The following is a 26,209-nucleotide window of genomic DNA, read 5'->3' on the forward strand; positions in this document are numbered from 1 at the left end:
TTATGCTATCTGTAATTCTTCAACCATTGGTTCTTCATTGGCAATACGCTCAAGTGCTGCCTTGTACTCTCTTGGCATTACTTTCACAAATTTTTTCAAACTTTCTTCCCAATTTTCAAGAACCTCTTTTCCTCTGTTACTATTTGTGTAAAGAACATGATTTTCAATCAATCCCTTCAGTTCTTCTTTATCTTCTTCGGTAAGCGGATCAAAGTCCACCGTTTCTTCGTTGCAAAGTCCGTTTTTGAACAATCCCTTTTCATCAAAGACATAGGCATAACCTCCGCTCATTCCGGCTGCAAAGTTTCTTCCCGTTTTACCTAGAATTACCACTTTACCACCGGTCATGTACTCACAACCATGGTCTCCAACGCCTTCTACTACGGCAATGGCTCCTGAGTTTCTAACGGCAAAACGTTCTCCGGCAATACCGTTTATGTATGCCTGACCTTTAACCGCCCCAAAAAGACAAACGTTACCTACAATTATATTTTCCTCCGCCTTGAAATCTGCGGCTTCTGGTTTTTTAACTATAATCTTTGCTCCAGAAAGACCTTTGCCCAAGTAGTCGTTTGAGTTTCCATGGATGGTGTATGTAATGCCATTGGCTCCAAAAACCCCAAAACTTTGACCTGCAGACCCGGTAAACGTTAAGTTGAGCGTGTCATCCGGCAATCCTAAATGTCCATAAATCTTGGATATTTCATTTGAAACGATTGCTCCAACGGAACGGTCCGTATTGTTTATCTTATAATCTAAAGAAGTAACCACCTTTCTGAAGATGGCCATGTGGGCATCTTTTAAAATTTGAAAATCAATTACCTCGTCTAGATTATGGTCTTGTTTTTCCGTATTTCTTAAAACAAGGTTTTCGTAACCTTCCGGTTGATACAAAATTCCGGAAAGATCAAGTCCTTTAGCCTTGTAATGGTCCAATACCTTTCTTGCGTTCAACTTGTTGGCCTGACCGACCATTTCGTCCATGGTTCTGAAACCAAGTTGCGCCATAATAGACCTAAGCTCATTTGCAACAAAATAAAAGAAGTTGATTACGTGTTCTGGCGTACCCTTAAAGTTCTTTCTTAATTCTTTATCCTGTGTAGCAATACCAACGGGACACGTATTTAGATGACATTTACGCATCATAATACAACCAGAAGCTACTAGAGGCGCCGTTGCAAAACCAAATTCTTCTGCACCCAGAAGTGCAGCGATCGCCACATCTCTACCTGTTTTCATTTGGCCATCACACTCTACAACAATTCTAGACCTTAGGTTATTGAGTACTAGGGTTTGTTGTGCTTCGGCAAGGCCAAGTTCCCAAGGTAGGCCTGCATGTTTTAAGGAGGTGAGGGGAGAAGCTCCCGTTCCCCCATCGTATCCGGAGATCAGAACAACATCTGCCTTGGCTTTTGCAACACCAGCTGCAATAGTGCCAACACCAACTTCGGAAACCAATTTTACATTGATTCTAGCTTCCCTGTTGGCATTTTTAAGGTCATAAATTAATTGGGCCAAATCCTCAATAGAATAAATGTCATGATGAGGTGGAGGTGAAACCAATCCTACAAAAGGAGTGGAGTTTCTTGCGGAGGCTATCCAAGGCAATACCTTATGGCCAGGAAGTTGCCCTCCTTCTCCGGGCTTGGCCCCTTGTGCCATTTTTATCTGAATTTCCTTTGCAGAAGTTAAATAGTGCGATGTTACACCAAATCTACCAGAGGCTACCTGCTTAATTGCAGAGTTCTTGTTATCACCATTGGCATCTGGTTGAAAACGTTTTCTGTCTTCCCCACCTTCACCGGAGTTGGACTTACCGCCCAAACGGTTCATGGCAATGGCTAAATTTTCATGTGCTTCCCTAGAGATGGAACCGTATGACATAGCGCCTGTTTTAAAGCGCTTCACAATTTCAGTCCATGGTTCTACCTCCTCCAAAGGAATGGGGTCCAAATTGCTAAACTCGAACAGACCTCTAATGGTAAGCATTCGCTTGGATTGGTCATTAATGGCCTGGGCATAGATATCATATGATTTTTGGTCACTTAACCTAACGGATTGCTGTAGTTTGGCAACGGTTGTTGGGTTAAACATATGTCTTTCTCCATGACGCCTCCATCTATAATCCCCTCCAATATTTAAGGCGAGGTTTTTGTCAATTTTAGTCTCTGGATAGGCATTTTTGTACCTATGGTTAATTTCTTTTTCGATTTCGTACAATCCCACACCCTCAATTCTTGAGGTGGTATAAGGGAAATATTTCTCTACGAAATCTGAGTTGAATCCTACAATTTCAAAAATTTGCGACCCTCTATAGGAATGCAAGGTAGAAATACCAATTTTATTCATGATCTTAAGAAGACCTTTTCCTATAGCTTTGTTGAAATTATTTACGGCAACCTGCTCCTCCAGCTCTATAAAGCCATCCTTCACCTGTTGTCTAATGATTTCATTAACCATGTACGGATTGATGGCCGAGGCTCCATAACCGAACAAGGTAGCAAAATGATGAGGTTCCCGAGGTTCAGCAGATTCTATAATAATATCAAAGTACGAACGCTTTCTTAACCTGTTCATCTGGTGATGAACAAATGAGCATGCCAGCAAACAAGGGATGGGGGCTAAACCTTTTTTGGCTCCCCTATCAGAAAGAATGATAATATTCACTCCTTTTTCAACGGCATTGGTAACTTTCTCAATAATTTGGTCCAGACCTTCTTCCAAACCGTTCATTCCACGTTCTACTTCATAGAGCATACCAATGGTTTCCGCCTTAAAACCGCTAATTCCTATACTCCTTATTTTCTCCAAATCGTCATTGGAAATAACCGGATTTTGGATTCTAAGTTTGGAACATTGCTCTGGAGTAATGTCAAAAATATTCTTATCGTGTCCTAGGGCTAGACTGATATCTGTAACCACTTCTTCCCTGATACCATCTAAAGGTGGGTTGGTAACCTGGGCAAACAATTGCTTGAAGTAATTGGGAAGTAATTGTGGTAAATCCGAAAGAACAGCAATAGGAGTGTCAATACCCATAGATCCCAAAGCTTCCTTACCATTTTGGGCCATGGGCACAATTACTTCTTGAATATCTTCAATAGTGTAATTGTAAAGTCTTTGTCTTGTATTTACATCAATGGTCTCAATAGGGCAGGTATCATTGGTGTAATCTACATCTTTAAGTTGCAAACTTTTTTCCTTTAACCATTTACGATATGGTCTCTCAGAAACAATTTTTGCTTTAATTTCTTCATCGTCTATGATGCGGCCCTCATTCATGTCTACCAAGAACATTTTTCCTGGTTCCAGTCTACCATGATACGCTATATCTGAAGGGTCCAGGTCTACTACACCTACTTCGGAAGACATAATCAACTTTCCGCTTTTGGTAACAGTATATCTTGAGGGTCTAAGTCCGTTACGGTCTAGTAGCGCCCCTATGTAATCACCATCTGTAAATGGTACGGAAGCTGGTCCGTCCCAAGGTTCCATGATACAGGAATTGTATTCATAGAAAGCCTTTCTTTCATCGGACATGGTGGCATGTTTCTCCCAAGCTTCCGGAATGGTCATCATCATTACCTCTGGTAGCGAGCGTCCTGTAAGGGTCAATAACTCCACTGACATATCCATGGAGGCCGAATCTGATTTTCCGGGAAGGATGATCGGAAATAGTTTTTCCATATCCTCACCAAAAATTTCAGACTTCATAATTTCTTCGCGAACCCGCATTCTGGAAACGTTTCCTCTCAAAGTGTTGATTTCCCCATTTTGACAAAGAAACCTAAAAGGTTGAGCCAGTTCCCATGAAGGCATGGTGTTGGTTGAGAACCTTTGGTGTACCAACGCCAGCCTAGTTACTAGGTCTGGCTGTTGTAAATCCGTAAAATAGGGCCCTATATCTTCGGGCATGATGATACCCTTATATATTAATGTTGTATTGGAGAGACTGCACACATAGAAATAATCTGCCAAAGAGATTTTAGATTTTCTAATGTTGTGTTCGGCTATTTTTCTGGCAGCGTAGAGCTTGGCCTTAAAAACGTTTTCCTCAAGATTTTCTTGAGCGATAAAAACTTGTTGGATGAGAGGTTCGGAAGCAGCGGCAATTTCCCCTAATTGAGAAGGGTCCACTGGTACTGTTCTCCAGCCCAGAATTTTTAAGCCTTGATTTTTGATTTCCTTTTCAAAAGTGTCCTTACAGTAAATAAATTGGTTTTCGTTTTTTGGAAAGAAAACCATACCTACGGCATATTGGCGTTGTTCAGGTAATTGAAATTCACAGACTCTTTTGAAATAATCATGTGGTATATCAATTAACAATCCTGCACCATCACCCGTTCTTCCATCTGCACTTACCCCTCCACGGTGTTCCAATTTCACAAGAATTTCAAGGGCATCGTGAATAATCTGGTTAGACTTTTCTCCCTTTAAATTACAAATGAATCCGGCACCGCAGTTTTCGTGCTCAAATTCCGGTAGGTACATACCTTGTCTCTTCATCGTCATATATTATCGTATTTCCTCAAAAATAACTTTTTTGATGCATTATTAATAGTGATTTTGGGGGAATCGAATAAAAATCCAACGTTTTGAATTAAACGTTAAATAATGTTTAAATATGGATTATCCACCCCCTAAAATTATCAGAATGGTAAATTTAGCTCAAAAGAGTTGGCTTTTAAAGTTTTTAAGGGGTTTGCTTTTCTCAAACTGTGCTTTTGTAACATAATGCCCTTAAATTATTAGGGTTTTAGTGTAGAAAATGGCTATTTAACAAACAGAACACCCTCCTAATGGGAGGGTGGGTAATAAATATTCAGTTTAAATCGCTGTTAATTCCTTAGAATTGACCTAGAAATTACAATTTTCTGTATCTCTGAAGTGCCTTCGTAGATTTGTGTAATTTTTGCGTCTCGCATAAGTCTTTCCACATGGTAATCTTTTACAAATCCGTTTCCTCCATGGATTTGAACGGCCTCAACCGAAGTTTCCATGGCTACTTGAGATGCGTAAAGTTTGGCCATTGCACCTGACAAATCATAGTTTTTTCCTTGGTCTTTGTCCCAAGCGGCTTTGTGTACCAAGTGTCTTGCTGCTTCTATTTGGGTATGCATATCTGCTAGTTTAAAGGCAATGGCTTGGTGATTGGCTATTTCAGTGCCAAAAGCCTTTCTTTCTTTGGAGTATTTAAGTGCAAGTTCATAAGCTCCTGCGGCTATACCAAGTGCTTGGGCTGCAATGCCAATGCGTCCGCCGGAGAGGGTTTTCATGGCAAATTTGAAACCAAAACCGTCATCACCTATTCTATTTTCTTTAGGGACCTTAACATCATTGAAGTTTAAGGAATGCGTGTCGCTTCCCCTAATACCTAGTTTGTTTTCTTTAGGGCCAATCTCAAACCCGGGCATGCCCTTTTCAACAATTAGCGCGTTGATGCCCTTGTGACCTTTTTCCCTATCCGTTTGCGCAATGACCAAATAAACCTCGGCAGTACCACCGTTGGTAATCCAATTTTTGGTACCGTTCAAGATATAATAGTCGCCATGGTCTATGGCCGTTGTCTTTTGAGAAGTGGCGTCACTGCCGGCTTCGGGTTCAGAAAGGCAAAAAGCCCCTATAATTTCACCGGAAGCCAGTCTGCTTAAATACTTTTCTTTTTGTTTCTTGGAGCCAAAAGTTTCCAGTCCCCAGCAAACCAAAGAGTTATTTACGGAAACCACTACCGAGGTAGAGGCGTCAATTTTTGATAATTCTTCCATGGCAATTACATAAGAAAGAGTGTCCATTCCGCTGCCGTTGTATTCTGGGTCTGTCATCATTCCCATAAATCCAAGCTCGCCTAATTTTTTGATTTGTTCTTTGGGAAAAATTTGATTTTCGTCCCGTTCGATTACGCCGGGCAAAAGTTCATTTTGAGCAAAATCCCTTGCTGCTTGACGAATCATTTCATGTTCTTCGGAAAGTGAAAAATCCATAGTTGTTGTTGAGTTTTAGGGGGTTGTAAAACTTGTGTTGAGATACTGGTATTGCGGGTATTTTTTACCCTACTTTGAAATATACTGCTTTTTTAACAGTATTTGTTAAATATACGGAATACGCTGGCAAATTTTTATATTTGTCGGGCATCAATAAGAAATTGATTAAAAGAAAAATTATGAGACAGCATTAGCCCCGCAAGGGGGAATTTAAATTTTGGTTTCGCACGTTGATAATCAATATACATTGTCTTATAATTTTAAATCAATTAAATGAAAGAATTACTTCAAACCTACGAAAATAAATCACCTGAAATTGTCTTTAACTGGAAGGATTCCTTGACGGAAGCCGAGGGGTGGACGGTTATTAATTCCCTACGCGGCGGTGCCGCCGGCGGAGGTACAAGAATGCGGGAAGGTTTGAATATGAACGAGGTGCTCTCTCTTGCTAAGACCATGGAAGTCAAGTTTACGGTATCGGGCCCGCCCATTGGTGGGGCCAAGTCGGGCATAAATTTTGATCCTAACGACCCTCGAAAAAAAGGAGTTTTGGAAAGGTGGTACCACGCGGTTTCCCCACTTCTGAAAAGTTATTACGGAACTGGAGGGGATTTAAATGTGGATGAAATTCACGAAGTGATCCCAATTACCGAAGATGCAGGGGTGTGGCATCCTCAGGAAGGTGTTTTTAATGGGCACTTTAAACCTACTGAAGCGGATAAAATTAACCGTATTGGCCAATTGCGGCTAGGTGTTATAAAACCTATAGAAAATAATACGTATTCTCCAGATACATCAAGAAAATATACGGTGGCCGATATGATAACCGGTTTTGGTGTAGCAGAAGCGGTACGTCATTATTATGATATTTACGGAGGTAAAGTAGAGGGAAAACGTGCCGTTGTGCAAGGTTTTGGCAACGTGGGCGCTGCGGCAGCCTATTATTTGGCCCAAATGGGAGTCAAAGTGGTTGGAATTATTGACCGCGCCGGTGGTATCATTAAGGAAGACGGCTTTTCTTTTGAGGAAATTAGAGCCCTTTATTTGAATAAAAAGGGCAATATCTTAAACCCGGTAGCGGGTGAACTTCTTCCTTTTGAAGAGATTAACGAAAGAATTTGGAACTTGTCAACGGAGATATTTGCACCTTGTGCGGCCTCACGCCTCATAACCAAGCAACAGATAGAATCTATGATTCAGAGTGGCTTGGAAGTAGTCTCCTGTGGAGCCAACGTACCATTTGCAGACAAGGAAATATTCTTTGGTCCTATTATGGAATATGCAGATAGCAGAGTAAGTCTTATTCCCGATTTTATCTCTAACTGTGGTATGGCCCGGGTTTTTGCCTACTTTATGGAAAAACGTGTAGCTATGGATGATGAAATGATATTTAATGATACTTCCAATACCATTAGGAAGGCAATTTTAAATATCTTTAGCCAAAATCCTTCACCAAAAAATATAAGTAGAACGGCATTTGAAATTGCACTAAAACAACTAATATAAACCAAATAGAAAATGGAAACAATTCTCATCATTGTATTTATTGTGGGTTATCTGGCGATAACCATGGAACATAACCTAAAAATTGATAAACTCATACCCGCTTTGGCAATGATGGCCCTGTTATGGGCGATAATCGCTTTGACACACATGGACGTGTTTGAGGTGAACACGGCGCTAAAAGAATTGGAGCCTACACATATAGATGAAATATTATTGCATCATTTAGGTAAAACCGCCGAAATTCTGGTGTTCCTCTTAGGGGCCATGACCATTGTGGAAATCATTGATTATTTTGACGGTTTCGCCACGATTAAAGGATACATAAGAACAAAAAGCAAACGTAAATTATTATGGTTGTTCGCTATTTTGGCATTTATTTTATCCGCTATTATAGATAACCTTACGGCTACTATTGTATTGGTTACCATCTTGCAAAAAGTAATTAAGGAACGTGATGCCAGATTGTGGTTTACCGGTTTAGTAATCATCGCGGCCAATGCAGGTGGTGCATGGTCGCCAATTGGTGATGTTACTACAACCATGCTTTGGATCGGTAATAAGGTAACTGCTCCTTTATTGGTAGAACATGTATTAATACCATCTATCGTTTGTATGGTGGTACCTGTTTTTCTTGCGAGTAGATTCAAAGCTTTTAGCGGAGAAATTGTAACCGATGTTGAAGCAGAGGAAGAGCCGAAGTCCAAATATGGTTCAACTATGTTGTATTTAGGGTTGGGCGCCATCGTGTTTGTGCCATTCTTTAAAACCATTACACATTTGCCTCCCTACGTTGGTATGATGCTTTCTTTAGCCGTTGTAGCGACCTTTGCGGAGATATATAGTAATTCTAAGTTCAGTCTTTCTACAGTAGATGGTGAGGGGCACGATACCCAAGGGCATCACAGTCCCGTTCATGCATCCTTGTCCAAAATTGAGATGCCAAGTATTCTGTTTTTCTTAGGGATTTTAATGGCTGTTGCGGCATTGGAGTCACTAGGTATGTTATTCCATTTTGCGGAAAGCTTGGAAGCGAACTTGCCAATGATGGGAACCGAATCTAAAGGTGAGTTGGTATCCGATCTAGTAGTACTTATACTAGGTATAGGTTCTGCCGTGATTGATAATGTTCCTTTGGTGGCAGCTAGTATGGGAATGTTCTCAGTTCCTGTAGATGACCCTGTTTGGCACTTTATCGCTTACTCTGCAGGTACAGGTGGTAGTATGTTGATTATTGGATCTGCTGCTGGAGTTGTTGCCATGGGAATGGAAAAAATCGATTTCTTCTGGTATTTGAAGAAGATTGCTTGGTTGGCATTTGTCGGATTTATCTCAGGAGCTATCGTTTTCGTACTGATAAGAAATTTTGTGCTACACGCATAATTTAATCGACAAAACATCGTTATAGAGGCAACTGTAATAACTAAGAATTCTATGATGCTATTTCAAGATGCGGCACAAGACCCCGCAATTGGTGATGCTATGTCTGAGGAGAAGACCTTGTCTGTGATAGATTTGATCTTTAATGGAGGTACGGGTAGTGTGTTGATTATCACTGTGCTGTTTATTCTTCTCTTTGTTGCATTGTACATTTATTTTGAACGATTGTTTGCGATTAAGGCGGCATCCAAAATAGATAAGAATTTCATGAATCAAATCAGAGACCATGTAACCAATGGAAAGTTGGAAGCGGCTAAACTGCTATGTGCCCAGACAGATTCACCGGTAGCAAGACTAACCGAAAAAGGGGTTTCTAGGATTGGAAAACCCTTGGATGATATCAATACGGCCATTGAAAATGCCGGTACCTTGGAGGTTTATAAGTTGGAAAAAAACGTAAGTATTCTTGCAACTGTTGCCGGTGCGGCTCCCATGATTGGTTTCTTGGGTACGGTAATTGGTATGATTTTGGCTTTCCATGAAATGGCCACCAGTGGCGGGCAGGCAGAAATGGGTTCTTTGGCGTCAGGTATTTATACGGCCATGACCACTACGGTTGCGGGTCTTATAGTTGGTATTATAGCGTACATTGGATACAATCACTTGGTGAACCGTACTGATAAAGTAGTTCATAAAATGGAGGCCAATGCGGTAGAATTCTTGGATTTGTTGAACGAACCTTTATAATTCAGCAGTATGAAATTAAGGGGTAGAAATAAGGTGAGTCCAGATTTTAGTATGTCTTCAATGACAGATATTGTATTTCTGTTATTGATATTCTTTATGCTAACCGCAAATTCCCCTAATGCTTTGGATTTATTACTGCCAAAGGCAAAAGGGAAATCTACCAACACACAGAATGTTTCCGTAAGTATAGACAAGAACTTACAGTATTTTGTCAATAATGAGCGGATCAACGGAGAATACATTGAAATTGAATTAAAAAAAGCACTTGAAGGACAAGATAAACCTACAATTATCCTGCGGGCAGAAGAAAGCGTGGCTATTAAAGAGGCCGTAAACGTTATGGATATTGCCAATAGGAACAATTATAAGGTAATCTTGGCCGTGCGACCCAATTAATGTCCTTTCTAGATACGAGACACAAAAAGAAATCCTTTACGCTTACCACTTTTCTGCTAAGCGTACTCCTACTTGTTTTGTTTTATATTGGTCTTACCTATATGGATCCTCCTGAGGAGAATGGTATTACCGTAAATTTTGGTACCATGGAATTTGGCAGCGGAAACGTACAGCCAAAAGAGCCCATTCGTTCCGAACCTTTGGATACGCCTCCCGTTGAACCAACGGAGCAAGAACAGGTTGTGGAAGAAGAGGTAATTGAAGAGGTCGCCGAAGAAGTACCGGAGGAGGCCGTTGCAAAGGAAGCACCTTCAGAAAAAGTCTTGACGCAAGATAACGAGGAAGCTATCCGTATGAAAATAGCGGAGGAAGCCAAAAGAAAAGCCGAAGAGGCAGAAAAGCAAGCTAAAAAGAAGGCAGCCGAAGCGGAGGCACGTAAAAAGGCAGAAGCGGAAAGAAAAGCTCGTGAGAAAAGGGAAGCAGAAGAAAAGGCCAGGCAAGAACAAGAAGCTAAAAAGAAAAAATTGGATGCTCTTATAGGCGGTATCAGTAAATCTGAAGGAACTGCTTCTGGTAGTGAAGGGGATGATAGTAGGGCCGGAGATAAAGGGCGGCCAGGCGGTGACCCCTATGCGACTAGTTACTATGGAGCACCGGGTTCCGGTAGCGGAACAGGTGGTTACGGATTAAATGGCCGTTCCCTAGTAAGTAAGGGCCAAGTAAAACAAGAATGTAACGAAGAGGGCAGGGTCGTGGTTAAAATTGTGGTAGACCGTAATGGAAACGTGGTTAGCGCCACTCCGGGTGTCAAAGGTACCACCAATAACAGCCCGTGTCTTTTGGATCCCGCCAAAAAAACGGCCTTTAAGCATAAGTGGAACCTTGACTCCAATGCACCTAGTCAACAGGTCGGTTTTGTGGTGGTGAACTTTAAATTGGGAGAGTGACCTATCAGGAAACCCTAGATTGGATGTTTGCCCAACTTCCAATGTATCAAAATCAGGGAGCGAAAGCTTTTAATGTTAAACTTGAGGGAATTTTATCCTTTGCCGATTACCTTGGTAATCCCCACACAGCTTTCAAAAGCATCCATGTGGCCGGTACTAATGGCAAGGGTTCTAGCAGCCACATGATTGCCTCCATACTTCAGGAAGCAGGCTATAAAGTAGGTTTGTACACATCGCCGCACTTAAAGGATTTTAGAGAACGTATTCGAATTAACGGGAAGTCAATTTCAAAGAAATTTGTTATTGATTTTATTGAACGCAACCAGCCATTTTTTGAAAAAAGGCACTTATCCTTTTTTGAAATGACCGTGGGTATGGCCTTTGATTATTTTGCCCAAGAAAAGGTAGATGTGGCCGTCATTGAAGTGGGATTAGGGGGTAGGCTGGACTCTACCAATATCATTACCCCTTTAGTGTCGCTCATTACCAATATTGGCTATGATCATATAGATATGCTGGGCGATACCTTGGAAAAGATAGCATACGAAAAAGCGGGTATCATTAAGGAGGGGGTTCCCGTGGTTATCAGTGAGCTGCAAGAGGAAACCCAAGCTGTTTTTGAGAAGGTAGCCAGAGACCGAAATTCTTCTATTGTTTTTGCGGAAGAGTTAAAGTTGCCGGATTACCGTACTTCGCTGCTTGGAAACTATCAGGCTAAAAACGTTAAGGGTGTGTTGGCCGTAGTTAAGAATCTAAAGGATACTTTTAGAATATCCGAAGCGCATATTAAAAACGGACTCGCAAGAGTAACCGAGAATACCGGATTAATGGGGCGCTGGCAGGTTCTTTCGCAAGAGCCTATGGTCGTATGTGATACTGCGCATAATAAAGAAGGCCTTAGCATCATCATGAAGCAGCTTGCAAAATGCCCTTACAATCATTTACATATGGTACTCGGTTTTGTAAAGGGGAAGGATTTAGATGGCATTCTTCCTTTACTGCCAAAATATGCTACCTATTATTGGTGTCGCCCTAATTTGGAAAGGGGACTTCCTGTGGATGAATTGTTGGTGAAATCTTTGGAATTTAACTTAAGAGGGAAGAAATTTTCATCAGTAGAGCAGGCTTATAAAGAAGCAATAGCTTCTGCAAAAAACACTGATTTTGTGTACGTTGGAGGAAGCACTTTTACGGTGGCTGAAATTCTTTAAATTTTATTCAATTTTTTCTTTGGGAATCAATAAAAGCATTTTATATTTGCACACCTTTTTAGGGCAATTAGCTCAGTTGGTTCAGAGCACCTCGTTTACACCGAGGGGGTCGGGGGTTCGAATCCCTCATTGCCCACCAAAAAACCGGTCTTTTTTAAGTCCGGTTTTTTTATTTTTAGGGCTTCTTTTTTTTAGTTTTCTCCCAAAATAACTTCTATATTTTCTTTAGCTTCCGATAGTTCTGTAGCTTTTTCTTTGGATACCCGGGTTCCCCAGAGATACACCCTTTTTAAGCCAGCCATTTGTTTTAAGGTCTCAATACTGCTATCGCTAACACCCTCATTATTATAGAGGTTTAATGCTTCTAAGTGGTTAAGGTTTTTTAATTGCTTTACTCCGGCATCACCAACCGCTGTTTTTTCTAACTGAAGACGGGTCAAATTTTTAAATTTTCCCACTTCTGAGAGCATTTCATTAGAGATGTTGCTGTTGCCCAACGATAGCCACGTAATATGGTCTTTTATGGGTTTTAACGAGTTAATTAATTCCGAACTTAGTTCGTTTCCTGAGTACTTAACATCCAAAAGGTTGTTATCGCCACCCAAAGATTTCACGGTAAACCCTTTTTTCATAATATCAACTATGGCAAGGCTGTCTGCTGGTGCAATGCCTACCTTTTCATAATAGGGTTTAGGCCGGTGTCAATTCCGTAGGTGCGTAAAAGAATTGCAGCTATATCTTCGGAAAGGTTCAATTGGCTCAGTCTTTCATCAAAATCTGCCCCTTGCTCAATCCACCATTCCACTGTTTTAATCTCGTCGTAGGACAACACTTTGTTGCTAGGGGGCATGAATTTTACACTACTTTGAGGCAACGTAATTCTTCTAAAAAATTCGCTTTGTGAAACATTTCCACCTTTAATGACCACTTCGTTATTGCCAATTTGCATCATGGAATCAGGGTGGCTCATATTGAGACCACCTCTTTTGATATCGTCATTATGACAAGCAAAGCATTTTTCCTTAAAAATAGGTTCTATCAAATCGGCATATACCTTTATCGAATCCGTATTTGAGCTTAGCAGCAAGTTTTTGTCTGGGGCTTCCTTTTGTAAAATACTTTTTAAAGGGGCTGGAGCGTACTCCGTCAAATAGGTCTCCCCATGTGTAAGATTCCCTCCTTTATGGCCTTCAATGGATAAAAGTACCAAGAGTATTACATTAAAGTTGTGATGTGTCCAAGTGGGTATTATTTTTGGTTTTCTTTTGATCCACCATCCTACTAAGGCGATAAAAATAAGGGCAATACCCAACCACCTGTGAGAAAATAATAACTCTTCTTCATAAAGCCCTGTTTCCCCCAAATACCACCCCGTTACGGCAGCACCCAAAGCACTCAGGGCGCCCAATAGCCAAGCCAACGGGATTGAACTTCCTCCCAAGTCTTTCTTTGTAAAGCGCTTATACCACTCAAGTGCTATAGCTAGAATTAAAAACCCGATGGGTAGATGAACAAATAGAGGGTGGAACCTGCCCAGGAACGTAGTAAACTCTAATGCAATCATAAAATGGTTGTTTCCGAATTAAACCCTATTTAGTTTAATAGGGTAGGTTTTACCAGAGTTCCATTGAGGTACATAGAGGTTGCCATCGTTATCTACCAGCACATCATGAGGGTTTTTAAAGGTTTTTCCATCGTAGGTAGGCTCTGCAAGAATTCCTGAACTATAATCGGGGACACTCCCTCCGGGTAGCGAAACGATTTTGTTGTTCGAATCGAGAACGGCAATCATACCGTCATATGTATCCCAAGTTTTAGTGACGATTACCGCGAAATAGATGTTTTCTCCGTGAATGACCGGCCTACATATTGAGCATCCTGGTAGTTTGATGGTCTCCAAATGTTTGCCATCTAGTGTAAATCTTTTGAATTCTTGACTGGCACGAGAGGTAATCAACAGCGTTGGATTAGAGGCATCACGCGTGTCTAGGGTGATACCATGGCAGCAATTAAATTTGTCTTCTCCACTGCCTTTGCCGCCAAAATGGTTCAAATAATTTCCATCGGCATCGTAGTGAATAATATAATTTTCGCCATACCCGTCAGCAATATAAAATTCCCCATTCGGCAAAATAGTGGTTTCGGTGGGTTTGAATTGATCGTCAGAAGTGTAACCTTCTACTTCTTTAGGGCGGTCTAAAGTCATAATGGTCTTGCCGTCAATACTGGTTTTGGTCACCCGATGTGTGTCGGGGTCGGTAATGAACAAAAATTGGTCACTGTTTTCTCCCATAATCGATAAGCCGTGGGCACCTGGAAAGGTAGTTCCCCATGATTCCAAAACTTTACCTGATTTGTCATAAACAAGCACGTTGTTGTTATTGGCTCCTGTGGTAGTCATTAAAATTCTACCTTTACTGTCCATGACCATTTCATGGCAATCGTTCACAGGAATTTTGGTGGGGTCTTGAATACCCCATTCTTGGTCTACCCTATATTGAAAATCTCCATGACCGACCAGAGCACCTTTTTTCTTTTTATGAATGATACCAAAAGTATAGGAGGGAGCTATTAGGCTAGCACCGGAAACAATACCAGTAGCTTTTATAAAATTTCTTCTTGAGTTTTTAGCGGATTTCATTTTTATTATAGTTTGGATTAAGCTAATATTTCTTTTACGACATGGCCGTGTACATCTGTGAGTCTAAATCTACGACCTTGAAATTTAAAGGTTAATTTTTTATGATCAATGCCCAATAAATGCATAAGGGTGGCCTGAAAGTCATGAACATGCACTGGGCGTTCGGTTACGTTGTAGCCAAAATCATCTGTAGCGCCAAGAGTGAAGCCTTTTTTGATTCCGGCCCCGGCCATAAAAATAGTAAAACACTTGGGGTGGTGGTCACGACCAAAATTATCTGGTGTAAGCTTGCCTTGCGAGTAGTTGGTTCTGCCAAACTCTCCTCCCCAAATAACAAGGGTGTCCTCTAACATTCCCCGTTGTTTTAAATCTTTGATCAAGGCAACGGTAGCCTGGTCGGTATCTTTACACTGCACTTTGATGGCATTGGGCAGGTTACCATGTTGGTCCCAGCCTTGATGATAAAGCTGAATAAATTTTACATCCCTTTCGGCCAAACGGCGAGCTAAAATACAGTTGGCGGCAAAAGTGCCGGGCTTTCTGCTGTCTTCACCGTACATGTCATAAATATAATCGGGCTCGTCTTTGGTATCCATTATTTCCGGAACCGACGTTTGCATTCTAAAGGCCATTTCATACTGGGACATTCTGGCCAAAATTTCGGGGTCTCCAATATCTTGGTGATTCATTTGTTCCAACTTTTGCAGCTGGTCAAGTTGTTCGCGTCTGCTTTTTTCGGTGATACCGGGGGGATTATTTAAATAGAGTACTGGAGCTTTACCTGCCCTAAACTGCACTCCTTGGTGTTGGGAAGGCAAAAAACCGTTACCCCATAAACGGGAATAAAGGGGTTGACCGTATTTATCTTTTGTGACCAATACTACAAACTCCGGAAGGTTTTTATTGTCGGTGCCTAGACCGTAACTCACCCACGATCCAATAGAAGGCCTACCCGGAAGCTGTGATCCTGTTTGTAAAAATGTAATGGCCGGATCATGGTTGATAGCTTCGGTATACATTGATTTTATAAAACAGAGCTCATCTACGATTTTGGAGGTGTGCGGCATCAAATCACTCATCCAAGCACCGCTGTCGCCGTGTTGTTTAAAGTTGAAAATGGTGCCTGCCAATGGCAATGTAGCTTGGCCGGATGACATCCCTGTAAGTCGTTGTTCCCCTTGTATACTTTTTGGTAAATCTTGCCCTTGCATTTTGTTCAAAAGGGGTTTGTAATCAAACAGGTCTAGTTGAGAAGGCGCTCCGCTTTGAAAAAGATAGATCACCCGTTTCACTTTAGGCGGAAAATGCGGAGTGCCTTGGGCTCCGCCTTTCAGCGACGGGGAAGTGAACGATGTTTGGTTACCGAACAAATTCATAGGGTCGAGCATCGATGCCAATGAAAGTGCTCCCATACCCAAACTTGTTTTGGTGAGAAAGTCTCTTCTCGAGTAATTTTTATTTTCGTGGTGTGTACACATTTTTGGGTTAGTTTTTAATCTGGTTTGGTAATCATCGCTTCATATACGCTTCGTCATGATTTAGCATGGTATTGGCCACCATGGTAAGAGCCGCAACCTGCGTCTGGTCATAGGATTTAGCAATTTCTTTTTGGCCCACGGATAGTAGCTCTTTTGCTTCTTGGGGATTTTCATTAAACCTTTCCGCTTGACTCTCAAAGAGCTCTTTGAAAATTTTACTTTCCTCGGTTTTTGGTTTTCTACTTACCGCCAGCCTGAAGCCATAAGCGATTTGATCCTCAATATTCTTTCCTCCTTCTGAAATCATACGGGTAGCCAAAACTTTGGAGGCTTCCACAAATTGGGGGTCGTTCATGAGTACCAAAGCCTGTAAAGGGGTATTGGTATTTTCCCGTTTAACCGTGCAGACTTCCCTGGAAGGTGCGTCAAATGCGGTCATTGCCGGATGCGGAGAGGTTCGCCTTACAAAAGTGTATAGGCCTCTTCGGTAAATACTGTCGCCTCCTGATTCCTTATAATGCAATAGTTTGTGCGAGAAACTGTTTTTTTCTATCCATAGTCCCTTGGGCTGGTAGGGCTGTACACTTTTGCCATCTACAGTTTTGGAAAGCAGGCCACTTGCTGCTAAGGCATTGTCACGAATCAGTTCGGCCGGTAGCCGGTAACTATTGGTCCGGGCAAGATAAATGTTGGTAGGGTCTTTTTCACGCATTTCCGGAGTGGTAATTGAGCTTTGGCGATAGGTGTGGGACATAACTATTTTTTTTAATAGTTTTTTTACGTCCCACCCGTTTTCAACAAAGTATACCGCGAGCCAATCGAGTAATTTCGGGTGTGTAGGAAGAGACCCTTGAACCCCAAAGTCATGGGGCGTGGTCACCAAACCTTTTCCAAAAAGCATTTGCCAATACCGATTGACCGTGACCCTGGCAGTTAGGGGATTTTCATCTGAAAATAACCATTGGGCCAATCCTAACCTGTTTTTAGGCAAGTCTTCAGGAAAATCAGGTAGCACTTCGGGTGTACTGGCCTCTACTTCATACATGGGTTGGTCATATTCTCCACGAGAATAAGCGTAGGCTTTTCTTTTTTCGGGCATATCTTCCATGACCATTACTTCCATAACAGGCTTCATTTGTTTTATCCATTGGTTACGGAGTTCTTTCAGTTCTTTTTCGAAACCTTGTATCTTGGGGTCAAGAGAGGCCCAATAGTCACTAGAAGTATCTGGAGAGGCTCCCGTTTCTTCTGAATCATTGGCAAAGCTTTGAATTTCTTCGGGGGTTAGGGTTCTTGCATACAGCCAGATATCATCCAGAGCACCTTTAAAAATACCATATTCGCCCGTAAATGCTCGGTAACTTTTGGCGACTTTTACAGGTCTTCTTTCAATGCCATGAATAGCGGACTGAAGGGTTTTTATGGATTTGGTTAGCCGGTCGTAGGCAATTTCACTATTGGCTTTTTTTCCGTCTAGAAAAATCTGCAAACCGGATGCTTTTCCTGAGCCGTCATAGGTGAAGGCAGCGTGTCTCCACTCATTTTTTCGTATAGAATCCTTAGAGCGTAAATGAATGTAATTGTGCGGTAACGAATGGATCAAGCGAACATTTAGACGATTGAGGCTATCTAAGTAAAAATCCCAACCGCTCCAGAAATTGTTTTTCTGTCCCGAAGTACCCAATAATTGTTGTGTTTTGTCTTTTTCACGTTTGGTAGTGTTAACCCAAAGGGCTGCGGAGAATTTATCCATCCACTCAAAATTGGGGACTTCATCAAGGTTGAGTTCATCGTATTCACCAGTGAAAACAAAAGCCTTTCCCTTTTTTCCATCAATTAATTCAGGGGGTTTAGCCGCAGTGGCTGTTTTGTTTCCATCGGCAGATACGCCCTTTCCGGTTTTGTTGAGGTGGTCTAATGGATAATGACCTATCAAGCTCTTTTGCTTTGCGGAACTGGGGAGTTGTTTGATGTATTTATCTAAATCATTTAGCTCTTTTTTTGTCAGTGCCAGTTCTTTTTCTTTTTGTTCGATAGATTTTTCAAGTTGTGTCAATACTTTTGATTCCTCTTCATTAGGAAGCGCTAAAATTGGTCCGTAGTTTCCATCATCTCCGGTCATACCCAATTCCTTTACATTATTGAAGAAGGCCGCCATTTGAAAATAGTCTTTTTGGGAGATGGGGTCGAACTTATGGTCATGGCAGCGAGCACAGGCTACTGTAAGACCCATTAGTGCGGTACCTACGGTTTCAGAACGGTCCCAAACGTAATTGAGCCGAAACTCTTCTTCAATAGCCCCACCTTCAGCTGTCATTGGGTGATTTCTATTGAAGGCGGTGGCCAATTTATGCGCCGTGGTAGGATTGGGCATTAAATCTCCGGCCAGCTGCCACGTTATAAATTGGTCGTAAGGCATGTTTTTCTGAAAAGCATTTATGACCCAGTCTCTCCAAGGCCACATTGATCGCCAACCATCTGCATGCAGGCCATGGGAATCGGCATATCTTGAAACATCCATCCAGTCTAATGCTAGTTTTTCCGCATTGGAGTCCCTAGTGAGCAACTCATCAACTACCTTTTCGTATGCGCCGGAACTTGAATCGTTCAGAAAATTGTCAAGTTCCTCAATGGTAGGGGGAGGCTCGTTAAATCCATAGTTACCCGCCTAAGCAATCTTTCCTTGCCGGTTTCTGGTGAGGGTTCAAACCCTCTTTGAATTAATTGGTCTTGAACAAAATAATCAATCTCGTTTTTAACCAAATCAACATTGTTCAATTTCGGTGGAGTAGGTTTTTCGGGTTTGGCAAAGGCCCAATGAGGTTTCCATTCGGCACCTTGTTCAATCCATTTGACAATCATGGCTTTTTCCCTTGCCGAAAGAGAGAGGTTGGACTCGGGTGGCGGCATTAGCGTTTCGGGGTCGTCACTTAGAATTCTAGCAACACTTTCACTTTTGGTTGGTTTTCCAGCTACAAACGCGCGGTTGCCGCTACTTAAGGATCCAAAGGCATTTTCTTCGACATCTAACCTTAAATCGGCATGTCTTGTTCCAGGATCGGGCCCATGACATGAAAAACACCTATCGGAGAGAATAGGTTTGATGTGAAAATTGAAATCTATATCCTCTGGCAAATCGTTGTAAGCTACTTCAACTTCTTCAGGCATTTCAAAGGTGCAGGAAGTTAGTGCTAACAACGAGCAGATAAATATGGTAAAATGTTTGAGCATGGTTTGGTATAAAGGGTTTTTAAAAATACCTTTTTTTGCCCAATCTTTTCGAGTCTACAACAGATAAGACCATTTGTTATAGAATTATAGCTGTGGAAACATCTTGGAAAGAGGGTTTCAGTGAAAGAGCCCCTCTTTATTTTTCATTTTTAGAATCGGAAATTAATTTTACCTTTGCCCAGCTTTTTGGGTTATTAGCTCAGTTGGTTTAGAGCGCTGCCTTGACAGGGCAGAGGTCACTGGTTCGAATCCAGTATAACCCACATTTTTTATTTCCTTAAACTATAATAGGTCCAAAATTCTCTCCAGGGCCATTCCGCGAGAACCTTTTATGAGTATTAGGCAATTCTCCTCCAGTTTTAATGTAGTCCAGTTTTCTGAAAGTGAATCGAAAGTTTTAAATTGATGAATAGTGGTATTTGTGGCCGCAAAATTTTCACCTACCAAAAATGACTGTTGATAATTCATTTCTTTGACCAAATCCGCAATTTCTTGGTGCTCTTTTTTGGCTGATTCACCTAACTCGAACATATCACCTAAAAAAACTATTTTGGTATTCCCTTCCATTTGTTGAAAGTTTTCCAGTGCAGCTTTCATACTAGTAGGGTTCGCATTGTAGGCATCAAGTATAATTTGATGACTTCCTTTTTCAAGAATTTGTGAGCGGTTATTATTTGGGGTGTATTCCTCTAGTGCTTCTTTGATTTTCTCTAGGGGAACATTGAAATATTTGCCAATAAGGGCGGCTGCCGCACAATTAGTAAAATTGTAACTACCTATTAAATTGGTGTGGATTTTAAGATTTTCAAGTTGCAGTTGAACAAAAGGCGTGGCACCTAAGAAATCGATAATGTAGTAATCCTTATTTTGTGTACTAAACCCATATTTTTTTATATATGAACCTAACTTGTTAAGTTGGATGGGGTCATCAGCATTTAAAAAAACAGCTTTCTTGTTTTCCGTTAAATAATGATAGAGCTCACTTTTACCTTTGATAATACCTTCTACGCCGCCAAAACCCTCTAAGTGTGCCTTTCCAAAATTGGTGATGTATCCAAAATCTGGTTGGGCTATGGAACAGAGAAATTCAATTTCTTTTTGATGATTGGCTCCCATTTCTATAATGGCCATTTCGGTATCGGCCTTTATGGATAATAGCGTTAATGGTACACCAATGTGGTTGTTAAGATTGCCTTTGGTGGCAATAGTTTTGTATTTTTTAGAAATGACGGAATGTATCAATTCCTTGGTGGTGGTTTTTCCATTGCTTCCCGTGAGACCAATAATTTGTGCCTTGGATTGTTTTCTATGGAATTGGGCAAGTTCCTGTAGTGTGTTTAATACATCATCTACAAGAATGTATTGATTGGATTTGGCAAATTCCTGTTCATCAACAATAGCCAGACGGGCTCCTTTTTCCAAAGCTTCAGATGCGTATTTATTGCCATTGAAATTGTCTCCTTTAAGGGCGAAAAAAATACATCCTTTCGTAATCTTTCTCGTGTCTGTGCAGACTATAGGGTTTGCTAAATAATGCTTGTGAATTTGCTGTATTTCCATGGAAGTAAATGTATAAAAAAAGTCCCGGAGCAAATTGTTCCGGGACTTTCATTTTTCTTGTATATTAGGCTTATCTCACCTTTTTTCCTCTAGGAGTTTTGTTCTTGGTTTTTGACTTAGAACCAACTCTAGACATGGCACATCTAAATCCGATATAATCCGTTGCCATGTATTGTGGCAAATATCTTCTTTGTGCGGGGTCTAACCAATAAGCTCTATCTCTCCAGGATCCACCTTTGTAAACTCTTACCTCGTCATTGATCAAAGTAGTTCTGTTGTTGGATTTGTCATATTGGCGAATTAGGTTACCTTCCTCATCCCTTTCCACTTTATGGGTAGGGGAGTTGTACATTTTGGTTTGGTCTTCCTCTTCTTCATCACTAAATCTGTCATAGAACCTTGAAGAGCCCGGGTCACCATCTCTGTATCCCCTGTTATCACTAGTTGAGAAATTGGTTCTCAAATAAGTTTCTTCTTCTCCTACAGGCACCATTGCAATCTCGCCAGGAAGGTTTACCGCAACTACTTTTCCGTTAGGCAATGTGTCATATACAATAGAATCCCTAAGTACATTTACTTTTCCATCCTCTCCTATAGCGGTCTTCATATAAATGTTTCCTCTATAGTAGTTGAAGTCACTAATTTCATCATCAACAATAGGTCTATATACATCTGCAACCCATTCTGCAACATTACCGGCCATGTCATAAAGACCTAGGTCGTTTGGTTTATAGGACATAACTTGTGCAGTGATATCCGCACCGTCATCGGACCACCCAGCAATACCACCGTAATCTCCTTTTCCTTGCTTAAAGTTGGCCAATTGGTCACCGCGTCCTACACGTTGTCCATTTCTGGTGTAATCACCATCCCATGGATATTTCTTTCTACCTCTGTAGTTATTGTATTCCCTATTGCCTTGGTTAGCCTGTGCAGCATATTCCCATTCTGTTTCAGTTGGCAAACGGTATTCTGGCATAATCACACCGCTACTTCTTTTTGCAAAACTGCTAACACTGTCCTTTTTCATCTTACCTTGTAAGGAATCTATCTGTCCATTATAAACGGATTCTGGTCTGTTTAGGTACGCCTCCGTGCTAAAAGTTCCGGCAACTTCACCAGTGGCGGCTTTATATTTGGCATCCTTTGCCAAATAACCTTCACGCTCCAAATAAATTTCGTTCACACGGTCAGTTCTCCATTCGGCAAATTGTGTTGCCTGAATCCAGTTGACGCCTACAACAGGATATTCTGCGTAAGCAGGATGTCTTAAGTAGTTGTTGGTCATGGTTTCGTTAAACCCTAAACGATTACGCCAAACTAAGGTATCTGGTAAAGCACCTTTGTAAATATTGGCATATTGAGGATTTTCCGGAGGGTAGACACTTTTAAGGTAGTCCAAGTATTCCAAATACATTACGTTGGTGACTTCCGTCTCGTCCATGTAAAAGGATTGAACATGCTGTGCAGTTGGGGTATTGTTCCAATCGTGCATTACATCATCCTGTACCTTACCTTTTGTGAAAGTTCCGCCTTCAATAAATACAAGACCGGGAGCGGTTTCTTGCTCCTTAAAATCCGTATTGTATTGGAAACCACCTTCGTTGGCGTTTATTTTCCATCCTGTGGCTCTCGACACGTTTTTGGAAGATCCGGAATTTTTACAGCTGGTGACCGTAAAACCTCCTGCAACCACTGCACAAGAAAGTACAACTTTGATAAACTGTTTCTTCATAATTAGGACTTGAGTTCAAATGGTTCGCTTACGTAATGATATGAGGCGAAATTTGTATTTTGATTAATTATTAGTCTTAACTTTCGGCATATAAAACGGGGTTTTAACCATTATATTTTATAGCCAAATAAAATATTTTAAATCTGTTTGGAAGCTTATTACCATTGTTAGTCAGGCTTCTCTAAAAAGCATAACGGAGCATTTTAAGATATAGTATAGGTATAATCATTTCTTTATTTCTTAAATACTTTCTTTGTTGTGAAAATTGATTTTTATTAATGTGTGGGGTGCAAAGTTAGTGGTTCATCTAATTTATTTGCGTCTTGCCTATAATTTAAAATATTTTAGGGATGTCATATAAGATATGTCTTATTTGCCCGTTTACATGTACGACGTCTATATGTTTGCGTTTAATAGCAATAGTTGGATGTTGACTTATTCTAAAAATGACCGACTTTAATTTAGCCTAAAAAAATGAAAAAATTTTCAGTACTTATTTTGCTGCTTTTAGCCAGCAAATTATCCGCACAGGAGGCAAGTGATCGTGTAATCACAACGGCGGTACCTTTTTTAAATATAGCTGCCGATGCTAGGGCTGCAGGAATGGGCGATATGGGAGTGGCTACTTCTTCCGATGCTTTTGCCCAACAATGGAATCCCGCAAAATTTGCATTTGCCGAAAGAAAAATGGGCGTAGGGCTCGGATATACACCTTATCTAAGTAACACAGTTTCGGGTATTGGCTTATTAAATGCAAGCTATTTTAATAAGATAAATGAACAAAGTGCATTTGCCGTTGGTTTGCGTTACTTTACATTGGGAGATATTGAATTAAGACAAACTTTTGACGATCAAGGAAGTATAGTTAAGCCAAATGAATTGGCTTTGGACGGTTCTTATTCCTTAAAATTAAGTCCTACATTTTCCATGGCCGTAGGAGGGCGTTACATTCGATCTAACCTTAAATTTCAAGCAGATGCCAATATAGATTCAAAACCTGGTAGCACGTTTGCGGTTGATGTGGCAGGGTTTTATCGCTCACGGGAAATTGCTTACAACAGTTTTGACGGTCGTTGGAGAGGTGGATTCAACATTTCAAATTTAGGGGGTAAAATTTCATATGACGAAAATGGTCAGAAGAACTTCATCCCAGCAAATATGAGGTTAGGTCTTGGGTTTGACTTTATTCTTGATCAAGATAATGTTATTGGTCTAACTACTGAGTTTAATAAATTGTTGGTGCCAACCCCTCAAGATTTTGATGGTGACGGGGATTTGGATGCTGCCGATAATGACGAATACCAGGATATTGGATTTCTAAACGGCGTATTTAAATCATTCGGTGATGCTCCAGATGGCTTTAGTGAGGAGTTAAAAGAGATGACTTGGGCTTTGGGGGCGGAGTATACGTATCAAGATGCGTTTATGTTCCGTACTGGTTACTTTAATGAAAGTGATGTTAAAGGATTTAGAAAATATTTTACCTTGGGTGCCGGATTTAGATTTAAGTCTGCCCAGATTGATTTGTCCTATCTTTTCTCTACTTCCCAAATTACCAACCCTGTGGAAAATACCTTAAGGTTTTCCTTAACCTTTAATTTAGGGGAAGAATTTTATAATGATTAAAAAGACAATACTTTTATAAAATAATAAAGAAAGCCTGCAGTTTGCAGGTTTTCGTAGTTTTAAAGGATACTTTAATTATTATGCGTAAACATAAGATAGCGTTTGAACTAGAGGTGTATGATTCTCGGAAAGAATTGAGTGAGGAGGATGCATCCTTGATGAAACAGGCCCTTATAGCAAGAGAAAATGCCTATGCACCTTATTCAAATTTTTTTGTAGGGGCTGCGGTTCTTTTGGAAAATGGAGAGGTTGTATGTGGAAATAACCAAGAAAATGCCTCATACCCTTCCGGCTTGTGCGCTGAAAGAGTGGCCATATTCCATGCCGGCGCAAATTTTCCCAATGTAAAAATTAAGGCTGTTGCAATTACTGCCGCTTCAAAAAATATAAAAGTAGAAAATCCTGTAGCTCCCTGTGGTAATTGCAGGCAATCAATAAAAGAGTATGAGGTAAAACAAGATGCTCCCATTAGCCTGCTGTTAATGGGTGAAAGCGGGGCCGTCTATAAATGCAGTTCCGTAGCGGATATACTCCCCTTAGGTTTTGATAGTTCCTATTTGGGTTGAATCTGCTGATCCGCTTTTTTTGAAAGTGTTTTCTGAGTTTTTAGCCTGAACTTTTTTCCAAGTATTTGAATCATTGTAAATTCTAGGTAACCTTTTATCGCAATTTTTTTCATCTAATAATTTAATATGTATTTTTGCTTTTCTTGTCCGTTCCGGGGAGCTTAGGAACTTCAAGATGTATCGGAATCCAATTTAAAAAGCATCAATGAAAAAAATTACCAAGGAAGTATATCTAAAGTGGTACGAGGATATGTTGTTTTGGCGTAAGTTTGAAGACAAACTGGCGCAAGTTTACATTCAGCAAAAAGTAAGAGGGTTTTTGCATTTATATAATGGACAAGAAGCCGTTTTGGCCGGTTCTTTGCATGCAATGGACCTCACTAAGGATCGTATGATCACTGCTTACCGTAACCACGTTCAGCCAATAGGTATGGGAGTGGACCCAAAAGCTGTCATGGCAGAGTTATATGGTAAAGTAACCGGTACATCTAAAGGTATGGGCGGTTCCATGCATATATTTTCAAAGGAACATCGTTTTCACGGTGGACACGGTATTGTAGGTGGTCAAATTCCTTTGGGAGCCGGAATGGCATTTGGAGACAAATATTTTAAAAGGGATAATGTGACCCTATGTTATATGGGCGATGGCGCTGTAAGACAAGGTTCCTTTCACGAAGCTATGAACTTGGCAATGCTTTGGCAGTTACCTGTAGTATTTATTTGTGAAAACAACGGATATGCCATGGGTACCTCGGTTGCTAGAACCTCTCATTCAACAGAAATTTGGAAACTGGGTCTTGGTTATGAAATGCCATGTGGCCCGGTTGATGGAATGAATCCGGTTACAGTGGCCCAAGAAGTGAGTAAGGCTATTGACCGTGCACGTACAGGCGGCGGACCTACTTTCTTGGAAATGAAAACGTACCGTTACAGAGGTCACTCAATGTCTGATGCCCAGCACTACCGTACCAAGGAAGAAGTGCAGGAATATCAAAAGATCGATCCCATTACCCAAGTATTGGATATAATCAAAGAGAATAAATACGCAACTGACGAGGAGATCAAGAAGATTGATGGCGAAGTTAAAAAACGCGTAGCCGAGTGTGAGAAATTTGCCGAAGAGTCAGATTTTCCACCAGTACAGCAGTTGTATGATATGGTCTACGAAGAGGAAGATACTCCATTTGTTCAACATAAATAATAAGTA

At 40.9% G+C, this 26,209-nt stretch carries 19 protein-coding genes and 2 tRNA genes; 11 read left to right on the forward strand and 10 right to left on the reverse strand.

From position 1 onward, the window contains the following. Nucleotides 1–4,506 carry a glutamate synthase large subunit gene (gltB, locus tag IL355_RS17610; protein ID WP_192463545.1) on the reverse strand — a complete coding sequence of 1,502 codons (4,506 nt, stop codon included), beginning with the start codon at nt 4,504–4,506 and terminating at the stop codon, nt 1–3. Nucleotides 4,507–4,838: 332 nt separating this feature from the next. Beyond that, nucleotides 4,839–5,981 (reverse strand): acyl-CoA dehydrogenase family protein, encoded by a 1,143-nt coding sequence (locus tag IL355_RS17615; protein WP_192463414.1) that lies wholly within the window; start codon nt 5,979–5,981, stop codon nt 4,839–4,841. A 273-nt stretch (nt 5,982–6,254) separates the two neighbouring features. On the opposite strand from IL355_RS17615, the gene IL355_RS17620 reads away from it, so the two are divergent. The 7 genes from IL355_RS17620 (at nt 6,255) to IL355_RS17650 (ending at nt 12,304) form a co-directional block, all read left to right on the forward strand. Beyond that, on the forward strand, nt 6,255–7,487 hold the full coding sequence (locus IL355_RS17620) for a Glu/Leu/Phe/Val dehydrogenase (protein WP_192463415.1): 1,233 nt from the start codon (nt 6,255–6,257) through the stop codon (nt 7,485–7,487). 12 nt (nt 7,488–7,499) lie between these two features. Beyond that, nucleotides 7,500–8,867, forward strand: coding sequence for a sodium:proton antiporter NhaD (gene nhaD, locus IL355_RS17625; RefSeq protein WP_192463416.1), 1,368 nt, complete (start codon nt 7,500–7,502; stop codon nt 8,865–8,867). 51 nt (nt 8,868–8,918) lie between these two features. Continuing rightward, complete coding sequence (locus IL355_RS17630; protein ID WP_187457428.1) at nt 8,919–9,611, forward strand: MotA/TolQ/ExbB proton channel family protein; 693 nt, start codon at nt 8,919–8,921, stop codon at nt 9,609–9,611. A gap of 9 nt (nt 9,612–9,620) precedes the next feature. Further along, nucleotides 9,621–10,007, forward strand: a complete 387-nt coding sequence (locus IL355_RS17635) for an ExbD/TolR family protein (protein ID WP_187457429.1) — start codon at nt 9,621–9,623, stop codon at nt 10,005–10,007. Continuing rightward, nucleotides 10,007–10,954: an energy transducer TonB gene (locus IL355_RS17640; RefSeq protein WP_192463417.1), complete on the forward strand. Its 948-nt coding sequence runs from the start codon at nt 10,007–10,009 to the stop codon at nt 10,952–10,954. The genes IL355_RS17635 and IL355_RS17640 overlap by 1 nt, the downstream gene beginning before the upstream one ends. Beyond that, nucleotides 10,951–12,165, forward strand: a complete 1,215-nt coding sequence (locus IL355_RS17645) for a bifunctional folylpolyglutamate synthase/dihydrofolate synthase (RefSeq protein WP_192463418.1) — start codon at nt 10,951–10,953, stop codon at nt 12,163–12,165. Before IL355_RS17640 ends, IL355_RS17645 begins: the two co-directional genes overlap by 4 nt. Nucleotides 12,166–12,226: 61 nt before the next feature. Then, nucleotides 12,227–12,304 (forward strand) — tRNA-Val (locus IL355_RS17650). A gap of 52 nt (nt 12,305–12,356) precedes the next feature. Here the strand turns inward: IL355_RS17650 and IL355_RS17655 are convergent. From IL355_RS17655 to IL355_RS19265, 6 genes are read right to left on the reverse strand one after another with little or no spacing between them, the layout of a single operon-like run. Further along, entirely contained in the window at nt 12,357–12,797 is a 441-nt protein-coding gene (locus tag IL355_RS17655; RefSeq protein WP_192463419.1) for a leucine-rich repeat domain-containing protein, read from the reverse strand. A 38-nt stretch (nt 12,798–12,835) separates the two neighbouring features. Beyond that, nucleotides 12,836–13,729, reverse strand: coding sequence for a c-type cytochrome domain-containing protein (locus IL355_RS17660; RefSeq protein ID WP_192463420.1), 894 nt, complete (start codon nt 13,727–13,729; stop codon nt 12,836–12,838). An 18-nt stretch (nt 13,730–13,747) separates the two neighbouring features. Beyond that, entirely contained in the window at nt 13,748–14,806 is a 1,059-nt protein-coding gene (locus IL355_RS17665; protein ID WP_192463421.1) for an NHL repeat-containing protein, read from the reverse strand. 17 nt (nt 14,807–14,823) lie between these two features. Beyond that, on the reverse strand, nt 14,824–16,284 hold the full coding sequence (locus IL355_RS17670) for a DUF1501 domain-containing protein (RefSeq protein WP_225621321.1): 1,461 nt from the start codon (nt 16,282–16,284) through the stop codon (nt 14,824–14,826). A gap of 31 nt (nt 16,285–16,315) precedes the next feature. Beyond that, complete coding sequence (locus IL355_RS17675; RefSeq protein WP_317175515.1) at nt 16,316–18,916, reverse strand: DUF1553 domain-containing protein; 2,601 nt, start codon at nt 18,914–18,916, stop codon at nt 16,316–16,318. Continuing rightward, the gene (locus IL355_RS19265; RefSeq protein WP_225621322.1) at nt 18,892–19,515 is read right to left on the reverse strand and encodes a c-type cytochrome domain-containing protein; all 624 of its coding nucleotides are present in this window, start codon (nt 19,513–19,515) and stop codon (nt 18,892–18,894) included. The genes IL355_RS17675 and IL355_RS19265 overlap by 25 nt, the downstream gene beginning before the upstream one ends. Nucleotides 19,516–19,703: 188 nt before the next feature. Between IL355_RS19265 and IL355_RS17680 the strand changes: the two genes are divergently transcribed. Further along, a tRNA-Val gene (locus tag IL355_RS17680) sits at nt 19,704–19,778 on the forward strand. Between the two features lie 19 nt (nt 19,779–19,797). Here IL355_RS17680 and IL355_RS17685 read toward each other — a convergent pair. Then, a complete protein-coding gene (locus IL355_RS17685) occupies nt 19,798–21,075 on the reverse strand; it encodes a UDP-N-acetylmuramoyl-tripeptide--D-alanyl-D-alanine ligase (protein ID WP_192463422.1) in 1,278 nt (425 codons plus the stop codon). A 70-nt stretch (nt 21,076–21,145) separates the two neighbouring features. Beyond that, nucleotides 21,146–22,810: a gliding motility lipoprotein GldJ gene (gene gldJ / locus IL355_RS17690; protein ID WP_192463423.1), complete on the reverse strand. Its 1,665-nt coding sequence runs from the start codon at nt 22,808–22,810 to the stop codon at nt 21,146–21,148. Nucleotides 22,811–23,284: 474 nt separating this feature from the next. On the opposite strand from gldJ, the gene porV reads away from it, so the two are divergent. The 3 genes from porV to pdhA all read left to right on the forward strand — a co-directional run bounded on the left by porV (nt 23,285) and on the right by pdhA (nt 26,203). Beyond that, on the forward strand, nt 23,285–24,436 hold the full coding sequence (porV, locus tag IL355_RS17695; protein ID WP_192463424.1) for a type IX secretion system outer membrane channel protein PorV: 1,152 nt from the start codon (nt 23,285–23,287) through the stop codon (nt 24,434–24,436). Nucleotides 24,437–24,516: 80 nt separating this feature from the next. Then, nucleotides 24,517–25,002 carry a cytidine deaminase gene (cdd, locus tag IL355_RS17700; protein ID WP_192463425.1) on the forward strand — a complete coding sequence of 162 codons (486 nt, stop codon included), beginning with the start codon at nt 24,517–24,519 and terminating at the stop codon, nt 25,000–25,002. Between the two features lie 205 nt (nt 25,003–25,207). Continuing rightward, nucleotides 25,208–26,203, forward strand: coding sequence for a pyruvate dehydrogenase (acetyl-transferring) E1 component subunit alpha (gene pdhA, locus IL355_RS17705; protein ID WP_192463426.1), 996 nt, complete (start codon nt 25,208–25,210; stop codon nt 26,201–26,203). Nucleotides 26,204–26,209: the final 6 nt, after the last annotated feature.

It is taken from the genome of Euzebyella saccharophila (assembly GCF_014855495.1).
GTDB lineage: Bacteria > Bacteroidota > Bacteroidia > Flavobacteriales > Flavobacteriaceae > Euzebyella > Euzebyella saccharophila.